Origin of the sequence: Rahnella woolbedingensis (assembly GCF_003602095.1) — a bacterium.
GTDB classification, from domain to species: Bacteria; Pseudomonadota; Gammaproteobacteria; order Enterobacterales; family Enterobacteriaceae; genus Rahnella; species Rahnella woolbedingensis.
Window position 1 is genome coordinate 228,889 of the sequence record NZ_RAHH01000004.1, and the last position, 19,123, is coordinate 248,011.

The 19,123-nt window shown below is 50.2% G+C and carries 14 protein-coding genes; all 14 read right to left on the reverse strand.

Annotated features, from left to right (window positions below):
* Positions 1 to 47 precede the first annotated feature (47 nt).
* Genes D6C13_RS04635 through tssB form a run of 14 tightly spaced genes read right to left on the reverse strand, consistent with a single transcriptional unit; the run spans position 48 to position 19,049 of the window.
* Positions 48 to 1,376 (reverse strand): VasL domain-containing protein, encoded by a 1,329-nt coding sequence (locus tag D6C13_RS04635; protein WP_120131649.1) that lies wholly within the window; start codon positions 1,374 to 1,376, stop codon positions 48 to 50.
* A 42-nt stretch (positions 1,377 to 1,418) separates the two neighbouring features.
* Complete coding sequence (gene tssM, locus D6C13_RS04640; protein WP_147408167.1) at positions 1,419 to 4,961, reverse strand: type VI secretion system membrane subunit TssM; 3,543 nt, start codon at positions 4,959 to 4,961, stop codon at positions 1,419 to 1,421.
* 20 nt (positions 4,962 to 4,981) lie between these two features.
* Positions 4,982 to 6,409: a type VI secretion system protein TssA gene (tssA, locus tag D6C13_RS04645; protein WP_120131651.1), complete on the reverse strand. Its 1,428-nt coding sequence runs from the start codon at positions 6,407 to 6,409 to the stop codon at positions 4,982 to 4,984.
* Positions 6,410 to 6,433: 24 nt separating this feature from the next.
* The gene (gene vasI, locus D6C13_RS04650) at positions 6,434 to 7,135 is read right to left on the reverse strand and encodes a type VI secretion system-associated protein VasI (protein WP_120131652.1); all 702 of its coding nucleotides are present in this window, start codon (positions 7,133 to 7,135) and stop codon (positions 6,434 to 6,436) included.
* On the reverse strand, positions 7,123 to 9,771 hold the full coding sequence (tssH, locus tag D6C13_RS04655; RefSeq protein WP_120131653.1) for a type VI secretion system ATPase TssH: 2,649 nt from the start codon (positions 9,769 to 9,771) through the stop codon (positions 7,123 to 7,125). The genes vasI and tssH overlap by 13 nt, the downstream gene beginning before the upstream one ends.
* 16 nt (positions 9,772 to 9,787) lie before the next feature.
* Positions 9,788 to 10,552 carry a type IVB secretion system protein IcmH/DotU gene (gene icmH / locus D6C13_RS04660; RefSeq protein WP_120131654.1) on the reverse strand — a complete coding sequence of 255 codons (765 nt, stop codon included), beginning with the start codon at positions 10,550 to 10,552 and terminating at the stop codon, positions 9,788 to 9,790.
* A gap of 4 nt (positions 10,553 to 10,556) precedes the next feature.
* Positions 10,557 to 11,900 (reverse strand): type VI secretion system baseplate subunit TssK, encoded by a 1,344-nt coding sequence (tssK, locus tag D6C13_RS04665; protein WP_120131674.1) that lies wholly within the window; start codon positions 11,898 to 11,900, stop codon positions 10,557 to 10,559.
* Between the two features lie 2 nt (positions 11,901 to 11,902).
* Positions 11,903 to 12,436 carry a type VI secretion system lipoprotein TssJ gene (gene tssJ, locus D6C13_RS04670; RefSeq protein WP_120131655.1) on the reverse strand — a complete coding sequence of 178 codons (534 nt, stop codon included), beginning with the start codon at positions 12,434 to 12,436 and terminating at the stop codon, positions 11,903 to 11,905.
* On the reverse strand, positions 12,433 to 13,746 hold the full coding sequence (gene tagH, locus D6C13_RS04675) for a type VI secretion system-associated FHA domain protein TagH (RefSeq protein ID WP_120131656.1): 1,314 nt from the start codon (positions 13,744 to 13,746) through the stop codon (positions 12,433 to 12,435). Before tagH ends, tssJ begins: the two co-directional genes overlap by 4 nt.
* Before the next feature lie 27 nt (positions 13,747 to 13,773).
* Positions 13,774 to 14,808, reverse strand: coding sequence for a type VI secretion system baseplate subunit TssG (tssG, locus tag D6C13_RS04680; RefSeq protein WP_120131657.1), 1,035 nt, complete (start codon positions 14,806 to 14,808; stop codon positions 13,774 to 13,776).
* The gene (tssF, locus tag D6C13_RS04685; RefSeq protein WP_120131658.1) at positions 14,772 to 16,607 is read right to left on the reverse strand and encodes a type VI secretion system baseplate subunit TssF; all 1,836 of its coding nucleotides are present in this window, start codon (positions 16,605 to 16,607) and stop codon (positions 14,772 to 14,774) included. Before tssF ends, tssG begins: the two co-directional genes overlap by 37 nt.
* Before the next feature lie 5 nt (positions 16,608 to 16,612).
* Positions 16,613 to 17,044, reverse strand: a complete 432-nt coding sequence (gene tssE, locus D6C13_RS04690; RefSeq protein ID WP_120131659.1) for a type VI secretion system baseplate subunit TssE — start codon at positions 17,042 to 17,044, stop codon at positions 16,613 to 16,615.
* A 2-nt stretch (positions 17,045 to 17,046) separates the two neighbouring features.
* The gene (gene tssC, locus D6C13_RS04695) at positions 17,047 to 18,531 is read right to left on the reverse strand and encodes a type VI secretion system contractile sheath large subunit (protein WP_120131660.1); all 1,485 of its coding nucleotides are present in this window, start codon (positions 18,529 to 18,531) and stop codon (positions 17,047 to 17,049) included.
* A gap of 20 nt (positions 18,532 to 18,551) precedes the next feature.
* Positions 18,552 to 19,049, reverse strand: coding sequence for a type VI secretion system contractile sheath small subunit (gene tssB / locus D6C13_RS04700; RefSeq protein WP_120131675.1), 498 nt, complete (start codon positions 19,047 to 19,049; stop codon positions 18,552 to 18,554).
* Positions 19,050 to 19,123 lie beyond the last annotated feature (74 nt).

Here is a 19,123-nt window from a genome sequence, read left to right on the forward strand (position 1 = left end):
GTTATTCCTTTATCTTAGTCATGATTATTAGTTGTTAGGTTTAAATGTCAATTATCATTTTGACGAATGTCTTTAATCAAAAAATAGCGGCTGGATAATGAGTCCATTCTCTCGTTAATTGTTTTTTCAAGAGTTTGGGTGTTTTTATTTTGTCTTTTGGCTTCTTCCAGCTGGGTTAGTAGCGCCTCAAGGGGTGTAGTCTGATTCAGCAAGGTTTCGGCCTGATAGGCGACGGTTTTGAGATAAGAAAGCGTGACGCCTTCTTTGCTTTTTTCCCGTTGCACTAATAAGTCGGAAAATGCCTGCATATCCTGACGTAATTGTAAGTATCCGCGTAAGTCAGGGCTGTTATCGGCGCGCAGTTTGAGCGCACTGTTCCAGCGGGCGATAGTTTGTTGTTGCTGTTCATTTTCAGGCCAGATGGCCGCCGCTGTTTTGGTCAGATGCTCGCCGGTTTCCAGTGCCTGCAGCGGGGCTGCGTTGAGCAAGCGGTTTAAGCGCTGCGGATACGTATTCAGCTCAGGAGATGTCAGCCAAAGTGCGCCGCCGCCCTGAGGGGTATCTCTGATCAGTGCGATTTGCTTTTGCAAAGGCGCAACCTGCCACCACCATAATCCTCCGCAGACCAGCGCCGAGCAGACAATACCCGCCAAAAAGCCGCCGATAACGGGCTTGCGGGAAGGGCGTTTTTTATTCTCCGAACCGGCGAAATGCACTTCGACTTTCGGCGCCTGCTGCACAGGCTCCATGCTCGGCAACGGCGAATAAACGGGTTCCGGATGAGTTATCTGGTCCGGCATATAGACCAGCGTCTGCGAGATGTAATGGTGAGCCTGGGAACTTTGTGCCTGCTGCTCGGCTTCGGTGCGTTTGCGGATGTTCTGCATAAAATAGAGCAGATTCTCCACGCGCGGAACGCGCTTGAGTTCGACTTGTTGCAGCTTGTCGCAGATAAGTTGCAGCGTGCGTTCAGTGCGGTACAGAAGCTGGATATCACCCAGTGCCAGTGCGGGATTTTTTCGCAGAATATTACCGATGCGGGTGTTGAACCACTCCAGCATATCGCTGCGCGCCTGGTAGTTTTGTGGCCAGAAGCGTTCCCATTCGGCGGTGATGAGCCCCGCCAGCAATTCGCAGCCTTCGCAAAATCCGGACAGTCCGTTAATTTTGGTGCGCGCCAGCGTGTAGTAAGTGGCAGTGTGCAGGTCGACGCCGTTGCTTTTGAACAGTGTCAGCGCCAGCGATTCGACAAGCCGCCAGTTAACTTCCGGCTGGGAAGGGTGATTCGCTTTATTGATTTCTTCACGGATCGCACTGAATTCCGGCAAAAAGCGCGGATCGTCCCCGAGTTTGATGATGTGTGTGTCGTCGCTCATGGTTTTCCTTAATACCCCGGCATGGCTGCCGGGGTGAGTCCTTTAATACAACGTATCGGGCAGGCTGAACTCGCTGAAGAGTCCGCCGGTGAAAGGATTGTCCTGCGTATCAAAATGCATGCGGTAAATCATGTAACCGCCGTCAACGTTGAAGCGCACGTCAAATGAGCCGTCATCGACGTTGGTCAGACTTCCGGCGTCGATCAGGCGGAACTGCGCCCACGGACCTTTGAAGCTGATGCTACGTGGTGCGCCGTCGCCGGTGCCGACCAGCGTAAGTTTGCTTTCAGTTCCATCACGCATGGTGTTTGGCCAGACCAGGTGTGTGGTGTAATTGCGACCATGGCTGTAATCGAGTAACTGACCATCCATATTCAGTACGCTGCGGCGCTTGTTCGACGAAAGCTCAGTGGTTTCAATGGCATACTGAGTGCCCAGAGCGCTTTGCTGTGTAAAGAAGGTTTCACGGATTTTTTGAGCAGTTTCAAGCTGTTGCTGTACATCCGGGCGGATCAGCACCTGGCCGTCATCACCCCAGGTGAGTTTGTTCTCGATAAACAGCTTCAGGTTCTGCTGATAGAAACTGTCGAGAACGCCATCGGGTTTGAAGAAGCGATTAAAGGCATCGAGTGAGGCATCCTGTGTCGCGTCCGGGTTAAACGGATAGCGGTCCGCCAGCTGTTCATTGAAGGTTTTGACTACTTTGTCGTTCCACTCAACTTCCATGTAGTGAACGGCTTCGACCATCACCACGTGCCAGGCCTGATCGGCAAGCTTGCCCACCCAGCGGTTAAGCGGTGCTGGAAGAGTTTTTGCCATCTGGCGGGTCGCGAATATCGGGTCACTGTTATTCTGATCAAGACGCATCTGCACGGCTTTGAGCGCTGACTTACCCGGCACCGGAGAGTTCTGAATCGCCAGTAAATAACGATGAAGCTCAGTCAGTTGCTGATAAACAGCCTGCAGGGTGCTCTCTTTGTCTTTGGTTTCCGTCAGAACGCTATTTTCGGGCGAAAACTCACGGCCCAAACGCGCCAGCAACTGGAAATCGAGAGAGGACATCATTTCATCACGCGCTTTCTCCGGAATATTTGCAGGAGGAGGCGGGAGCTGGGTGTTATCACGCAGCGTTTGTAACGCACGATAGAACGGCTGATCGCCACTGATCACTTGTTCAAGAGCATCGGTGACTTCCTGTATATCCTCATAGTCACGGACATCCAGATTATTCATTCCCGCCTGCCAGGTGGCAGTGTAGTCGCTGATGTACTGCTCCGTGATATGCCGCTGAATTTCTTCACGATCGGCTTCGCTGAAAGTCACATTTTTAGTGATATTCAGCACCCAGCTATCCAGTGCGGTGAGTTCTACCAGACTGTCACGCTGCTTCACAAAATAGCTTTGCAGCCCGTAACGGGTGAGGAACTGCGGGATGGCGAGATCTTCTTCTTTGTTGGCGACGAAAACCTTGTCGAAGCTTGGGCCAATCTGGTCTCTCAGGTTCAGATCAGCAGGTAATACGCCCTGTGCTTTTGACCTCAGGCTTTGATAAACGCGCTGATAAATAGAGAGTTTGCTGAGCTCCTGCTGAGCGGCAACGATCGGTTTTTCATAAGGAATAAAACGGGTGATCGCATCGCTGTCGCCTTCCGCCCTTCGCGCATGCCAGTCGGTGTGATCCAGTGCGTAATCAAGATGCGACATCAGCTGGGACTGAAGCTCACGCTGACCGTGAAAATGTTCACTCCAGCGCTGCGACATATATTGTTCGACGACCTTATTGTCGCGGCCACTTTTGTCTTCCAGCATGCGGATCACTCGCAGGATCGCGAGTTTTTTCTCACTTCCCGCAGGTGCAGCATTGAGGTCTTTGATCAGTCCGTTAAATAAAGCGGGTAAGAAGCGCTGATCGAGCAATTGCAGATACGTTTTTTCAACATACGGACCGATTTTCACACCCTGATATAAAGCCATATCCGTCAGCGCATTGTGTTCGCGGTAGTCTCCATAGGCCAGAGTGGCATCCCGCATCGGATTGAGCAGCGGCAACTGAAGGTTACCCAACTCATCAATGCCCTGCGGCGGGGGAATTTCCCTAAAGGATTTTGCCTGGGCCAGCACCGTAACGCCTGAATGGTAGTTAGACTGATAATAGTAATGCCAGCCCGCCATGCAGGCCAATGCTGCGGCCGCGCCAATGCCTGAAAAAATAGTCATCCGGCGGCGCGATTTTTTCAGCCAGAGCGTGTTTTCTCCGGCAAGATTTGCTTCGGCCAGTAAGATTTCAGGGAACAGATTGCGGCTGAAATAAGGCTGTGTTTCCACCATCGGCCAGGAGGAAAGCGCGGTTTGTCCCAGGCGGTACTGAACCGCGGCAGACTGAATAAAAACGTCGTCAACCTGACCACGTTGCAGCGAAGAGGTGAGATACACTCCGCGCAGCATGACAGACATGTTGTCGCCAGCCAGCAGGCTGCTGATTAATGACTCCAGATGATCGTTGATGCCCTGCATCTGGCGGTTGAAGCTGAACAGCATACTGCGCTGACTGGCTTCCACATGGCTCAGCAGGAGGTCCGGCAGCGCCTGATTAAAGCGCAGCATCCATTCCTGCCAGAAAGTGTGCAGTTCCTCGCGCCACAGGTCATTTTCGTGTGAGCCCTCGCGGAAGGTGACGCCCAGAATCGAATCGCGCTGTTGTTTATCAAGCGGCTGGAAAAGCGGCGCAAAACCGTAAAGCAGATCGAGTTTGGTCAGAACAATATAAACCGGCAATTCGCAATGCAGCTGCTGGTTGAGGTCCTGCAGTCGCTGACGAAGAACGGTGAGTTGTTGCTCGCGCTGAGATTTACTGGCGGTCAGAAGTTCAGGCAAATCCAGCGTAATAATAATGCCATTCAGCGGCTGACGCGGGCGGTTCTGGTTCAGCCAGCCGAGCCAGTGCTCCCATAACAGGCTGTAAACGTTGACTTCATCTTCTCCGCCAGCAAGCTGGTTAATCAGTTTGCCGTCAATATCAAAAATCACTGCGTGCTCGCCCACATAGGGCGAAATATGCCAGGTGGCGTTATTCTCACCGCGCACTTTTTCGGGAACATAAATCTTGTCTGCAGAATAACCTTCGCGCAGCAACGTCGTCTTTCCGCTGCCGGAAGTGCCCACCATGATGTACCACGGCAGATGGTAAACCGGGTTCCTGCGGGACAGATGACGTTGCAGGCGTAATAACCAGTGGTCCAGATGACGCTGCTGTTGATGCACTTCGAGGCTGAGCGGATCTTTTTCATGCAGGCGTTGCAGGCGTTGCAACGTCTCCAGATGTTGCAGGCGTTTTACCACCCGCCAGGTCAGCCAGGCAAGCGCAATGAGCACCCAGACTGACGTTGCCAGCCAGCGGTTGGCTTGTGGCGCCAGCGGATGTTGTTGTCCGAGCGTCCATGTCGGGCCTTTCCACCAGATCCAGACCAGTGAAAGGATCCAGCCGATGACCAGCAGCACCATCGCCGAGATTTTTAGCCGTGGCATGGCGGGTTTTAGCGTGGGCTTTAATGCTCTGAGGAAACCGGGTTTTGATATTTTGAACACAATAAAACTCCTGTTTTACTTCACTGTTCCGTCGTGATTTTTTCTTTTAACTGTTCAAGCAGCGCAGGTTCCCATTCGGGTAATGTCATCTGGCGCGCGGTGTGATGGAGTAATTGATATTGCTGTCGCGCTGAGGCTTCCAGACCGGCCTTTTCAAGAAGCCGGGCACTCAGGAACTGACGGTAAAACTGACCACGTGGCTCACCGAACCGTTGTTGCATCTGATCGAGTAATTCCAGCGCCGCAGCCAGCCCCTGGGAGTCAAAGCACTGCCAGATGCGCTGGTTTTCCTCATCATTATTGCCGGATGACAGATTTTCTGTGCGGGGGGAGGAACTCTCATTGAGCCAGTTCAGGGTCGGCCCGGAAAGAAAAGGGGTGTGATCGGTAAAGTGCAAATTTTCCAGCAACGGTAGCCGTTTTATAAAAAGACGGAGCTCATCGCGGATAGCTGCGGCGGCTGCCTGAAAGCCTAGCTGAGTGGCAATGCGCGAGGAGAGGTAATGCCCGTCAAACCAGTACGGCGCCAGTAACAAACTGGCTTCGACCTGCTCCCAGAGCGCAATATCAGCGGCCGGAAGCCGGCTTTGGTAATCAGCCATTAAATCAGGAGGAAATGCGGCGAGAGAAGTCCGGCCTTCATTTTCGGCCTGAGGTACGGCACCAATATTTTGCCAGAGCGCATGACGACGCAGGCGGTAACCCATCGCGCTTTGCGGATGGCGTTCGCATAATAATTCCGCCACCCTGAGCAGCGTTTGTCGCCAGGATTTATCGTCATGGCTTTCGACGCTCACTTTCGGGAATTCAGGCTGAAAGTTTTGCGCGCCGGTTTCGCGGGTTTCGTTGCCGGTAATTGAAGACGGCGTGTTTTCGGTCACGGCGCTGTTTACAGATAACTGTTGCTGAATACTGCGCTGATAGGCGCGTACAAGCTCGTCAGCGGCCGATGCCAGCGGCTGGTTTTCAGCCGCCAGCCAGAGCTGAGCAAGATGCTGTAATTCTTGGAGCATGGTGTCACGTTCAGCCTGACTGGCTTGCAGGGCGAAAGTCCCTGATGCAGTTTCAAAACGTTTTATAACTTGCAGGGCAAAACGATTTTTTTGCGAAGCTTTTTGCGGCCAGCTGATCGCCCAATATTGCCCGATATATTGTGTGAGGAGTTGCAGTGCCAGCAACAAGGAGGGCGCTTTCCCGGCGTGTTGCAGGGTGCGCAGCAGGTGTACCATCAGGCGGAAATCTTTGCTTTCAGTTGCCAGCAGTTTCAGCGCCCGACTCTGGATCTCCGTGATATCCAGCTGAGCATGGGTCAGTGATCCCAGCTTAACCATTTCACTGTCGATATATTCCCAGTCGACATTGCTTTCACTGATGGCTACCCGGATTTTTTCATCCGCCAGCGGGGCAAGGACAAGCTCTGTCCAGGCCCCTGGTGTTCTCATTTCCATAAAATTCCCTTTAGAAATTCGTCGCTAATCTGCCCAGTGGCAGGCCACCCTGAGAGGGGTAAGCGTTTTATCCAGACCATCGATCGAAAACGTGAGCAAAGTTGCCGGATCTGATTTCGCGGACATGCCTTTATCCGTTTTGTTCAGCGCTACGGTCAGCGTATGGGCGCCAAAAAGTTGTTTAATTTCATCAATTCCTGGCAGACCGCGGCTGGATTCAAGAAGTGAGTCGTTCTCCCGCAAAAACCAGTGAACGTCAGCATGGAATTTTTCTGTGGAAACAGACAAGTTCGGCTCATGATGCAACGGCGTGGGTAAAGCAATTTGCATACGCGTGATGTTGTCTATGCAACTGAACATCAGTACAGGGCGCGGAGGCACGATCCCGATCGCTGGGGTGGTGATCACAACAGAAGGGGATTCACCGGTAGTCTGCTGGGTTAGAAAATTTGCTGAGTGATCGTCGCGTAAGTGTTCCTGTGCAAAAGCACGTTGCCAGGCCTCACCTTGCACCTGAGCTTTGACCAGTGCGCCGGAAAAGTCGGGATAAGCAGGCGTCAGTAAGTGGTCGTAACAATCGAGACGTAGCAGAGACGAAGGTTCCTGGCGACAGGTCGTCATCGCCGCGAGTGTGGTTTCTGCCGGACTGATAACCGGCTTGAGTGGTTCTGCCAGTGCCAGTCCGACAGATAAAGGCAGCAGGCAGAGCAGAATTACACCGCGCATAAACCGCCTTCTTGCTCAGTGAAAGAATCCTGAATGTCTGCCGTGAAACGATGTTCAGTGACGGCAATTTGCACATGCTTGATAGCTGAGCCGGCGGCCAGTTTTTGCAGCAGCAGCAACGAAAGAGGCGGCAGGACTTCGCCATCAATAATGGATTCGAGCATACGTGCGCCGTTCTCAGCACGTGTCACCCGCAGCATAATTTCATCACTCACTTGCGCATCAATAATCACTTTGGCCCCAAAGCGTTTGTTGAGCAGTACCTCCAGCCTTGCCAGTTTTGCGGCAATAATGGTGATCAGCGTTTCTGCCGACAATGGCAGGAACGGAATGGTTTCCATACGTGCCAGCAGCGCAGGTTTGAAGAAATCGGCAAGAACCGGATACAGCGCTTCCTGTAGCTGTTCAGGATTAGCGGCATGCTCCACAATTACCTGATAACCCAGATTTGAAGTCAGGAAAAACACCACATTTTTGCAGTCGATCAGGCGGCCCTCGCCATCCGACATTTCACCTTTATCAAACGCCTGATAGAACAGATTGAGTACGTCCGGGTGGGCTTTTTCAACTTCGTCGAGAAGTACCACGGAATAAGGTTTTTGACGGATAGCCTCTGTCAGTACGCCGCCTTCGCCGTAACCGACGTAGCCGGGTGGTGAACCGATCAGTCGTGAAACGGTATGCTTTTCCTGGAACTCAGACATGTTGATGGTCGTGAGGTACTGGCGGCCGCCGAAAAGCAATTCTGCCAGTTGCAGCACGGTTTCTGTTTTACCAACGCCACTCGGACCCGCCAGCAAAAATGCCCCCAGCGGACGGCCAGGACGGCGCAGATCGGCTCTGGCGGTCAGTAAATGTTTATGCAAATGGGCAATCGCCAGTGACTGGCCCTGAATTTTTTCGCCAAGCCACGCGGGAAGTTCGGTAATCAGTGTCATCTCACTTTGAGATAACCGGTTTAACGGCACGCCGGTCCATTCGGCAATGACGGCCGAAATTTGCCCTTTATCCACGTGCGGAGAAACCAGTTTTCGGGTCTGATGCAGTGCGTCGAGTTCGGCCATCAGCTTTTGCAACGTTTGACGTTTTTCCGCGATCGATTCAGTGCCAGACTCTTCATCATCCATGGCTAAAAAATCATGGCGAAGGGCAATTATCTGATGAACCAGATCACGCTGATGCTGCCAGCCTGATTCGAGTTCATTAAGTTGCTGGCCGGTTTCCTCATAAAGCTGATGTAATTCTAAAAGCCGGGAATCGTTGTGCAGCAGACCAATGCGTTGCTCGCGTTCCAGCTGGCGGATTTCCGCTTCAAACTGGTGCCTTTGTGTGGTCAGCGCAGAAATCTGGCGGGGCGGCGACGTTAAGTTGATCGCGACGCGGGCACAGGCGGTATCCAGCACATCAATGGCTTTATCTGGCAACTGACGCCCGGATAAATAACGTTCGCTCAACGTGGCTGCGGCCTGTAGCGCCTCGTCATCAATCAGTACGCCGTGAGATTGTTCGTAAACCGACGAGAGTCCGCGAAGAATAATAGTGGCTTCGGCTGCCGTCGGTTCAGTCACTTTCACCGGCTGGAAACGTCGGGAAAGTGCGGCATCTTTTTCAAAATATTTTTTGTATTCGCTCCAGGTGGTGGCCGCAATGGTTTTAAGCTCGCCACGGGCCAGAGCGGGTTTCAGCAGATTGGAGATATCCAGTCCACCTTGCTGATTACCTGCGCCGATCAGCGTGTGGGCTTCATCAATAAACAAGATGACGGGAACCGGTGACTGCTTTACTTCCGCCATGATGTTTTTAAAGCGTTTCTCAAACTCACCTTTGACAGAAGCTCCGGCCTGTAAGGCACCTAAATCAAGAGTAACCAGTTCGGTGTGACATAATTTTTCCGGCACCCGTCCGGCAACGATACGCATTGCCAGCCCTTCGATGAGTGCACTTTTTCCGACTCCGGCTTCGCCGACCACGATCGGATTGTTTTTGCGCCTGCGGCAAAGGATGTCGATCATTAAATCGATTTCATTATCACGACACAGCACCGGATCGAGTTTGCCGTTGCGGGCATCTTCCGTCACGTTAGTGGAATAACGCGCCAGCATACTTTCTTCGCCATTGTGCAGAGGGTTACTTTTTCCTGCTTCTTCCGGGAGGGCGGACTCAGCGGAATCTTTCGTCCAGACGAAAAAATTCAGTCGTAGCAAATCGCGATTTATTTGCGCCAGAAGCTGCGTCGCAGCCGGAGTGACATAACGCAGCGGGGAATGGAGCAGGGCAAGTAGCAAAATTCCTCCGCGCAGCTGTGTAACCTGCATGTCCGCAGAAGCCAGCAGCCAGGCATCTTTCAGCCATTCCACCAGCAAAGGAGAAAAACTTGGATAACTTGTCTCGACGGTATTCCCCGGCCGTCCGCCGGTCAGCGATATCGCCGCGAGTAATTCATCTGCATCAATCCCTGCCTGTTCAATGATGACGCGCACATCACTGCGCGGTGTCATCAGCATTTGGGACAGCACGTGGGCAACCGTAATTTCAGTTCCCTGCTGGTTTACGCATTCTGCCGCTGCCAGTTCCAGTGACTGTTTCGACAGGATATTGAGTCGACTAACGAGCATCGGTAAATCAATCTGGATCATAGAAAACTCCTTTTTCTTATCGCAGCAAATTATTCAGCTGGTGCAAAATGTCCTGAGTCTGGGCATTAAGACGAAGCAGATAAAACAGGTAAACCACCGCCAGCAGGATGCCGCCGCCCGCGAGAAGATGCTTAATTCCCAGGCGTCGTGTCAGGCGATAAAATCCGGGTTGTCCGATTTTGTTCTGGTGCAGCAGCGGGAAGGCGCTGTCGCCTCTGAGCTTGTGCAAAACGTGATGAAGGCGGCGAAAAATCTGTTCAAATTCATCGTTGTTCTGATTACTGACTTTATATCTGCCCCGGAATCCGAGAGAAAAACACAGATATAAAAACTCCAGCAAATCCTGATACCGTTTGGGTTCTCCCATCAGCCTTTCCAGCAAAATGAAAACCTTTTCGCCACCCCAGGTTTCGTTATGAAAATGCACCAGCAGCGATTGTTTTACCCATTCGTTTTGCGTGGACCAACCCTGTCCCAGTGCGGTTTCATCAATGAAAGTACAAAGAACGTAACGGAAAGAAATGATGGTGCCGGGCTCGTAACCATGATTTTGCAGCAGTTGCTCAATGGCGCGGATATCGGTGACCACCTGACCAAACAGGTGTTCCGGTAGCCCGCGGCTGCTCATACTTTTCAGACGCAAAACCATTCCCAGCAGCGGTGTGGCTGCATCAATCATTGTATTAAGGCTATTGCCGCGCAGCGTCAGGCGATAGAGACGGTGGCTGTCTTCACTGACGTCTTCCGGGGTGAAGGCTGAAACCGCAGATATGTCGCTCATTGCGTTATCCCCTTATTGCCCAAAGCTGAAGATCTAATTCCGGGAAGGAGCCGGAGACGTGCAGCGCAATGCCATTGTGTTTGACGATTTCTGCCCAGCCGGGGCTGTTTTTATCCAATGAGAAATAGACATAGTTGGCGTGGTAGGGGATCTGGCGCGGTGCGGTTGAAAGGGACGTCAGCTGAACGCCGGGCACCTGCACGCTCACCACATTGCGGATCCTTTCCACTGAACTGATTTTGGATTGCTGCACAAACTGTCGCTGCAACGTGTCATGAGGGATTTGCGATTTGACGGCCAGGATAAATGTTGCAGATTTCAGTAAAGAGAGGTCGTTAACCAGTGCGACGTAAATACCGTCCATATAGCTGAATGGCAGATTCATGGCTCTCGGAGCCAGTACGGTACTCAGCGCTTTGCGCAAACGCATCATGATCTGATTATAAGTTTCGGTGAGATGTTCCTGCTGATAAGGCTCGATATTTTCCGGTAAACGGTCATCTTCGGTGAACGTCACCATTTCCCCGTAAAGAGAAATCAGATCGACATAAAAAGTCTCCGGATGTAACCGTAACAAACTGGCGCGATGGGCAAATTTGAGCTGATTTCGGTTGAACATCTGCAGCATCATAAATTCAGCGACATCCGCAATACCTTGCTGAGAAGGTGAACCTATCCGGCTGGCGAGTTCTTTTGCCCGGCTTTGCACGGCAGAGGTAATTTCATCGAGGTATCTTTTCAATGCGGTGCTGGCATGAACAGTCTGGCAGCCCGGAATGAAGTCGGGATCTAAGTCCAGCCGGCCGTCGGGATGGCGGTTTTTAATCCGGCAAACCGGAATGGTGACCCAGGAGCTCAGATCCTCCGCGCCGCTCATCAGTCGCGGGATCAGTTGTCCTAACGCTAACTGGCTGACATCGCCTTCGTTAGTGTGCAGATCACGTACGTCGTTATAATTTATACGGTAACGTCCGGAGCTTTGACCGGCGCTGTGCATCCCTTCAACTTCATTGATGACATCACTGATAATTGGCAGCACCAGAAAAATATCCCGGCTGCTGGCAGATTTCAGTTCGCTGATGAGCAGCGGTGAGGGCAGAATATCCTGATCGGGGATACTGAAAAAGGTGCCATCGGACATACACCCAACTGCCCGGTTGAGACTGATTTTGCCATGCTTAAGCTGCGTGTCATCGATATCGAGCTCGGTAAATCCCCAGGTGAGATTACTGATCGACGATAAACGGTTGCTGATGACATAATCGTTATGTCGTTGATATTGCTGAAAGTGTTGTGGTTTGACGAACAATCCTTCCTGCCAGAGCACTTTATTTTTCATTGTTGCCACGATCATTCATCCTCTTTTTTAAATTCGATACTTTTGTCGCGGACGTGCACCAGCAGGTGGTAGTGATGGCCTGTGGCACTGACGCGCTCAATCGCTTTCCATTCAGTTACCTGATCGTCCGAAAAATATGCAACGACGCCGATGTATTGCGTCGCCGGCACCAGTTTCGTTGGCGGTAATGTTTTCATTGTGTCTGGCAATAAATTGAAATCCTGGTGGTCGATATAATTTTTGCCCAGAACCTCATCCAGCTTTGTTGTGGTTATCTGATCGAAATCGGCCACACGCAGCTTTGAGTCTTCACTCATATAAATTAATTGAACGCTTACCGGAGAAGCCTCGCCGCTGTCATTCGGATTGATACCCGGCTCAGTCAGCATCGTGACCCTGATTTCTGAAGGCTGGTCATCCTGACTGCCCACTTTGATATCGGGGTGAGCTATGACCTGACCGATTTTTTTGATGGTCTGGCATCCCGTTAAGCTACCGGTCATGAGACAAATCAATGATATTGAAAGAGCAACCTGCCATCTCATGATGCGTTTGGCTCCCGGCTGGCCTGCCGCAATACCCGGTCATAAACCTGGGCATAGACTTCATTGAAAAGCTTTTCAAACCCCAGCTGGCGGCTTGAAGCCAGCTCTTCGTAATAGTTGCAATACATACGCCATGCCCAGGCATCGTTGATTTCCTGGCGTTGTTCATTACTGCGACGATATTGCGCGAAACGTTGTATGAGTTGTGCAGGCGATAATGCGTCGAGCATCATTCCTAATGCTTCAACAATGGCCGTCTGATTGGCCTGATTATGGTGTTTTATATTGCGAAGACTTTCTGAAACAGCGGCAGGCGCAGAAAGGTGAACCGGACTTTTCTGTTCAGCAAACAGGACATTCAGCGCTGTCTCATAATTTAAACTCAGGCGTAGCGGGTTATCTTCCAGCGGGCGCAGGTGTTTGTCAGAAAGGCTGTTTTGCTGAAATTGAAGCTCAAGTAATCCTCTGACAGCAGCTTGTAATGTGCGCCCGATTTCTTCTAAGAAATCATCAGCATCCTGCGAGTTTTGCAGCGGAAGAGCATGACCTAACCCTCGCATCAGCGGTGTAATCGCCACATGCCGGTGTGTCATATTGTGGTCGTGATTTTCGGGTTCGTAATCGTCGTGAGTATGAATTTCGGGCAGGTCCATAAAATTGTTGTCAATTCCGCCTTTAGGAAGATGATCTGACCCCGGAGCAACCCGTGCAGGACGGTGGGAATATTGCAGTTCAGAGGTGTCGTCAAATGCAGAAAAGGTTGCGTGATGTGTAGTCAGCGTTTCTTTTTGCAACGCAGCCAGCGGATCCTGAGAAAAGCTGTTCACCAGTGTTGGCGCGATTTCCCGGTGGGGAGCATTGTTGTGATAGCTTGGCTGTCCGTCAGTATTCAGAAGCGTCTCCGTCAGCATGTCACGGTTCATGACAATCGTTTCTGGCGTCGCGTTTTGCGTGTCATAGCCGGTGGCCTCACCAAGGTGGAACTGTGCTTTCATACACAGTGAACCGATAAAGATTTCATCCCCCTGACGAAGCCGGATAAGTCCGGAATTTGCCGGAACAGTCGCCTGGTTAATCCGCAGATTTTGAGTGAAAACATGCAGGCAAAAGGTGCCGTCATGCCAGCGCACGGCACAGGCTTTTTCTTCGATGCTGTGCTGTCTGTCCTGCACTGACCAGTAGTTGGTTTGGGCGTGACCAATCTCGCCTCCTTCTGTGGTGAACAGGCATTTTGCCGCCCGGCCACTTTCCAGTTCATTACCGTTCATAACCTGTAATGAGAGTGATGGCTGTTGTTTGTCCTCTGCCATACTGCGCTCCGTTTATTTATGCTCTGATTACGATCTCACGACGATAGTCACGTGAGGATGCTGTTCGGGTTGCCCGATAAAACTGGTCCACCCCAGCAGTGAATTTTGTTCATCACCCAGCGTCATGCCCCCCACCTGTTTCGGTGCGATACCCAGCCTTAAATCCCAGGCAAACTGGTCACGTAAAATGAAGGCAACGAATAAGGTAAGGGGTAAAAAATTTTCGCCGTTAGGGAGAAAAGACAAAAAATCTGATCTTGATAAATTATCTATACATAATAAAAACTTACCGCCACGATCTGGCACTTTATCGCCCAGAGAGAAATTAACGCCGAGTGTGGATTTTTCAGTATGTTTGCCCGCTTTAAGCAAGCGGACACCCAGCCGGTTTTGCTGCTCTGATTTGATGTTCATTTTGCGTAACTGCCAGCCACGCAATGTGACGTCTTCCAGGTCAAAACAGTGAGAAATCAGGCTGCATACGACTTCTGGTGCTCGACCCGGATTTGCCAGTGCGCCAGCGTAGGCCAGCATTTTGCTGTGGTTAATTTCCAGCCGCCCGCGGATGCTTTGACTGCCGAGGCCGACAAGTGAATACATTCGCTGTGAGAATTCGTCCGTTCCTCCGTTGCGGAAACAGACGAAATAACGATATTTACGCCAGATGTGGTAAACAAACTGGGTCCAGCGATGAGCGAACATATCGAGGAAATCAGTCAACTTTCTTTCGCCCTGAGCGGATTCCCAGGCGAGATTATCCAGGTAGTATCCGGGGAGCGGGGACTGGCTACCGTGAAGCCCCAGAAACGTCGTTGTCATGATGAACTGGCTGGATTTATTTTGGCCGAGCGCCTGCACATCGCTTATTGGAAAAGCAATACCGGCCTCCGCCTGAAAACGAACCACTTCATTTTCTGGCTCAGTCTGCAAAGAAATTGAGTCATAGTTTCCGGTACGCTTATAAATAGCCTCGACCAGAGCATAGAAATTATGTCGGCTGATATCGCTAAACAACTCCTCAGAGGTTAAATCAGCGCGTGCTGACCTATTCTTTCCGGCCATTCATAGCACTCCTGATTATCCATATTGACCACTTTTAATTCGTGGAAGCTATTAATGCTGCAATAAAGCGAGAAGAAATGAGAAAGCACAGTGCCTAACAAATACAAATCGCCCTCGCAGACAAAAGGTGCCTGACGAATATAAAGCGTGGATGCCAGGCCTCTCACAGGCACGCCCTTAAATAAGTGATCGACAGGATGAGTTTCAATCTGCTCCATGGCGTCTAGTTTTTGCTGGGACAAACGGGCCGCCTGGGGATGATGTATCCCGGGCAAATCGTAAGTCCGAAGGATTTGCTTAAGGGCATCAATGTCCAGTAATGACAGATAGTTAAGGCTCATATTTGACAGTAATGACCAGTGCAGACTGCCATCGAGAACCGGATAAAGTGGCAGCGAAGGGCGTGTGACATTGCGAAAAGAAGCGATTGCCGGTTCTTTGCCATTGGCCCGGAAAATGTCCCCGGTTTTGAGTTGAGCAGGCAGGTCCCGGTTAGTACAGGTTAACGCTACTGACGCGATTTCATGGTTTTCACCCGAATAAGTCCTCTTTTGAACAGCGCCATCGCCATGCACAAATGAAATATAATGTTCAAATCCCTGATAGCTTAATGAGGGTTGTGTTTTTACCCGATAATATAAAGCTTCGCGCTGTTGCGAATATTCCACCTGATGCTGGAAACTTTCAAAGGAGGTATAACTTCTTGTCATGTCATCAGCGGCTTTACCGCTCTCATTTTCTCTTTGCCATCCGCTTTCAACATTATCCACCGAGAAAATGTCATAGCATTCTGCAAGTTTATGATGGGCTTCCAGCAAATACTCTGTAGAAGTTTCATTGAGAACAATGGCTTCTGCGTGCTCAGTAAAAAGATTGACTGCGGGTGTGCAGTACAACCGTATTGAGTCCTGGCGCAGTTTTATGTCAGGTGGCAGAGGACGGGAGAAATGTAATCGCAGACTAAATTCTTCGGCTATCAACCCATCTGGAAGTGAATGAATTCCCGCAACATCAAAGAAGAAAAAACTGTCTAAATAACAGAGGTATTCCTGCAGAATACGATAGCCGCTGTAAACATTTTTGGGATAGGGCAGCAGCGCATCCTGCTTGGTAAAACCTACAGGAGAGAGCCTGAAATCCGGCAGGCGGATAACCTTTTCACCGACAATAAGTTCGGCGTGGGTGATATATTCGCATAACCATAAATAGAGCTGATAGCGAGTGTAGTTATCATCATTTCCCAGCCATAAACGCATTTTATCGAAATCAATTGAACTGATTTCCTGCTGTTTACCTCTCAGAAAAGTAATATTCACAGAGCCTTGTTTATGACTATTGTTAGATGTCACATCTGCGATGCTTAGAGGCAATAACCATACGCCGCGACCAAGTGTGAATTTACATGCCGGAACCGGTTCTGAGGGAGAACCCTCCAACATTTGTCCGGTAATTTTGCCTGATTCGCTCATGACCTGAGATCCGGCTTCGACTAAGAATGCCGTCGTGACGGTTTTAGGATCGGGAATAAATTCCATCACGGTCATACTGGGCGTCGGACGAAGATAATTTGGCCACAGCATATTGAGCAAACTATGAGTAAGTTCTGGAAATTCATCTTCAATTCTTGAACGCAGATTTCCGGAAAGAAAAGCAAAGCCTTCCAGTAAGCGTTCAACATCCGGATCGGCTTCTTTTTCTGCCAAAAAAGGAGCCAGATGAGGTTTTTCTTTAGCCAATAATTTTCCCAGCTGGCGTAAATAATCCAGCTCTTCGCGAAAATACTTTTCCTCAAATGACATGATGCCTAATCCAGTTGGTAATGATGGTAATTATCAAGCTGCATATTGAATTCAACGACATCCCTTAGACCGTTAAAATCGATATGCGCGACAATATGGAAGTTAAGATCCATTGGGTTGTATCCGTCGTTATTCACCGCCTGAACCTGCGCTTTTTTAACCCGCGGCTCATAATGTTCGATACATTGTGCAATGGCATGTTCAACGGTTTTACGAAAATCAGCCGAGGTGGCAGTTGCGTCATTAAGATCAATGACGCCTAATTCCGCAGTGCTCTGACAGCTACCAGGCCGGGCATTCAGAATGTTGCGTAAGTTTCTTTTAATCGACATTTGCAATCGTTCAATTTGTATTGCACGGGAAAATCCAGAGGACTCTCCCCCGATGCGTTCAAACAAACTGGCAGAAACATCCCGCTTACGGCCTGGCATGCTCATTGCTATTCCTTATCAAGCCTGCCGACCAAAGATAACTCGAAGTTAGCTCCCATATATTTGAAATGCGGACGTACAGAAATCGCGACCTGATACCAACCAGGATCACCATCGACATCCAGCACATCAATTTTGGCTGCCCGTAAGGGTTTACGGCTGCGCACATCAGCGGGTGGGTTTTCCTGATCGGCGATATATTGCTTGATCCAGTTATTCAGCTCGCGTTCCAGATCATTGCGCACCTTCCATGACCCGATTTGCTCACGTTGCAGGACTTTAATGTAGTGGGCCAAGCGGTTGATGATGAACATGTAAGGCAACTGAGTTCCCAGCTTGTAATTCGTTTCCGCGACTTTACCTTCTGGTGTTCCCGGGAATTTGCGTGGCTTTTGCGCTGAGTTAGCCGAGAAGAATGCCGCATTATTACTGCCTTTGCGCATGGTCAGCGTGATGAATCCTTCCTCCGCCAGTTCAAATTCACGGCGGTCGGTCACCAGGATTTCTGTCGGGATTTTGGCCTGGGTTTGACCCATCGCTTCAAAAAGGTGAACCGGCAGATCATTGACCGCGCCACCACTTTGCGGACCGATAATGTTCGGGCACCAGCGGTATTTAGCAAAGCTGTCCGTCAGGCTGCTGGCCAGAAGATAAGCCGTATTGCCCCACAAATAATCGTCATGATTGTGGCTAACATCTTCCTGGTAATTGAATTTCTTCACCGGATTCTCAACAGGAGAGTAAGGCAGTCTCAGCAGAAAACGGGGGGCAGTCAGACCCAGATATCGGGCATCTTCCGTTTCACGCAGGGCGCGCCACTTGGTGTAAGAAGGGCCTTCAAAAATGGAAGAAATGTCTTTAATCGTAGGTAATTCAGTAAATGAATTCAGGCCGAAAAAATTCGGCGAAACGGACGTCAGGAAAGGAGCGTGAGCCATTGCTCCCACAGCGCTGACATAGTTAAGCAGTTTCATGTCCTGCGCACTGTTATTGAATGCGTAGCTGCCAACGATAGAGGCGATCGGCTCGCCGCCAAACTGACCATAACCGGAAGAATAAACATGCTTATAGAAACCAGATTGCACAATTTCAGGTGCAAATTCAAAGTCTTCCAGCAACTCTTCTTTAGTGGCATGGAGGATATTGATTTTAATGTTTTCTTTAAAATCAGTTCTGTCTACCAGCAGCTTCATTGAGCGCCAGAATGATTCGACCTGCTGGAAGGATTCCGCATGCAGAATATTATTCATCTGTTTGCTGAGTTTGCTATCAAGTTCGGCGATCATACGATCAACGGCCAGTTTGTTGATCGGTTCTGCGTGACTGCCTGTTTGCAGGATGCTGGTCACAAATGCTGCTACACCCTGACGGGCCACATCATATCCATCTGATTCGGGCTGAATGCGCGTTTGCGCCATAATTTCATCCAGCAATGATTTCTGCGGTACGGCAGCCTTCGCCATTGCTGATGACAGTTCTTCCTGTAATGACATAGTGAAAATCCCTTTTAGATTTACGCCTTATTGACGATATCGAGCTCTTTCAAAAGTTGCGCGCGTGATTCTTCCTGATCGAGCAAGGCCTGCAACTGAGAACGGAAAGCGGGCACGTTTCCCATCGGACCTTTGAGAGCCACCAGGGCTTCTCGTAGCTCAAGCAGTTTTCTCAGCTCAGGGACTTGTTTTACGATGTTATCTGGCGAAAAGTCCTCTATGGATTTGATATCAAGCTCGACCTGGACTTCATCACCTTTTTTATTACTGAGTGAGTTTGCAACACTGAAATTCAGGCTGATGCCTGTTTCACTCATGATTGAATTGAAATTATTTTTATTGATAGATACCGCTGAACGCTCATCGAGCGGCGCATCTTCAGGCCGGCCTTTCATATCGCCAACAACCAGGAGATTGAGAGGTAATTCTACTTCAGAGCTTAATCCGTCCGCTTTGGGCACATAGCGAATATTAATTCTTTCTTTAGGTGCAACACTGCCATCTTTGGTATTGCTCATGCTGGTCAATGCCGTACAGTTATCGGCAAACGCCAGTTTCTGATCGTTGGCCTGCAGATATTCTTCTTCAAAAA

Excerpts from the sequence above, each read along its gene's own strand:
- icmH (WP_120131654.1), bottom strand. The coding sequence starts at position 10,552 with ATGAGCGACATATCTGCGGTTTCAGCCTTCACCCCGGAAGACGTCAGT.
- tssH (WP_120131653.1), bottom strand. The coding sequence starts at position 9,771 with ATGATCCAGATTGATTTACCGATGCTCGTTAGTCGACTCAATATCCTG.
- tssE (WP_120131659.1), bottom strand. The coding sequence starts at position 17,044 with ATGAGCATGCCAGGCCGTAAGCGGGATGTTTCTGCCAGTTTGTTTGAA.
- tagH (WP_120131656.1), bottom strand. The coding sequence starts at position 13,746 with ATGGCAGAGGACAAACAACAGCCATCACTCTCATTACAGGTTATGAAC.
- tssF (WP_120131658.1), bottom strand. The coding sequence starts at position 16,607 with ATGTCATTTGAGGAAAAGTATTTTCGCGAAGAGCTGGATTATTTACGC.
- vasI (WP_120131652.1), bottom strand. The coding sequence starts at position 7,135 with ATGCGCGGTGTAATTCTGCTCTGCCTGCTGCCTTTATCTGTCGGACTG.
- tssA (WP_120131651.1), bottom strand. The coding sequence starts at position 6,409 with ATGGAAATGAGAACACCAGGGGCCTGGACAGAGCTTGTCCTTGCCCCG.
- tssG (WP_120131657.1), bottom strand. The coding sequence starts at position 14,808 with ATGGCCGGAAAGAATAGGTCAGCACGCGCTGATTTAACCTCTGAGGAG.
- tssJ (WP_120131655.1), bottom strand. The coding sequence starts at position 12,436 with ATGAGATGGCAGGTTGCTCTTTCAATATCATTGATTTGTCTCATGACC.
- D6C13_RS04635 (WP_120131649.1), bottom strand. The coding sequence starts at position 1,376 with ATGAGCGACGACACACACATCATCAAACTCGGGGACGATCCGCGCTTT.
- tssC (WP_120131660.1), bottom strand. The coding sequence starts at position 18,531 with ATGTCATTACAGGAAGAACTGTCATCAGCAATGGCGAAGGCTGCCGTA.
- tssB (WP_120131675.1), bottom strand. The coding sequence starts at position 19,049 with ATGAGCAATACCAAAGATGGCAGTGTTGCACCTAAAGAAAGAATTAAT.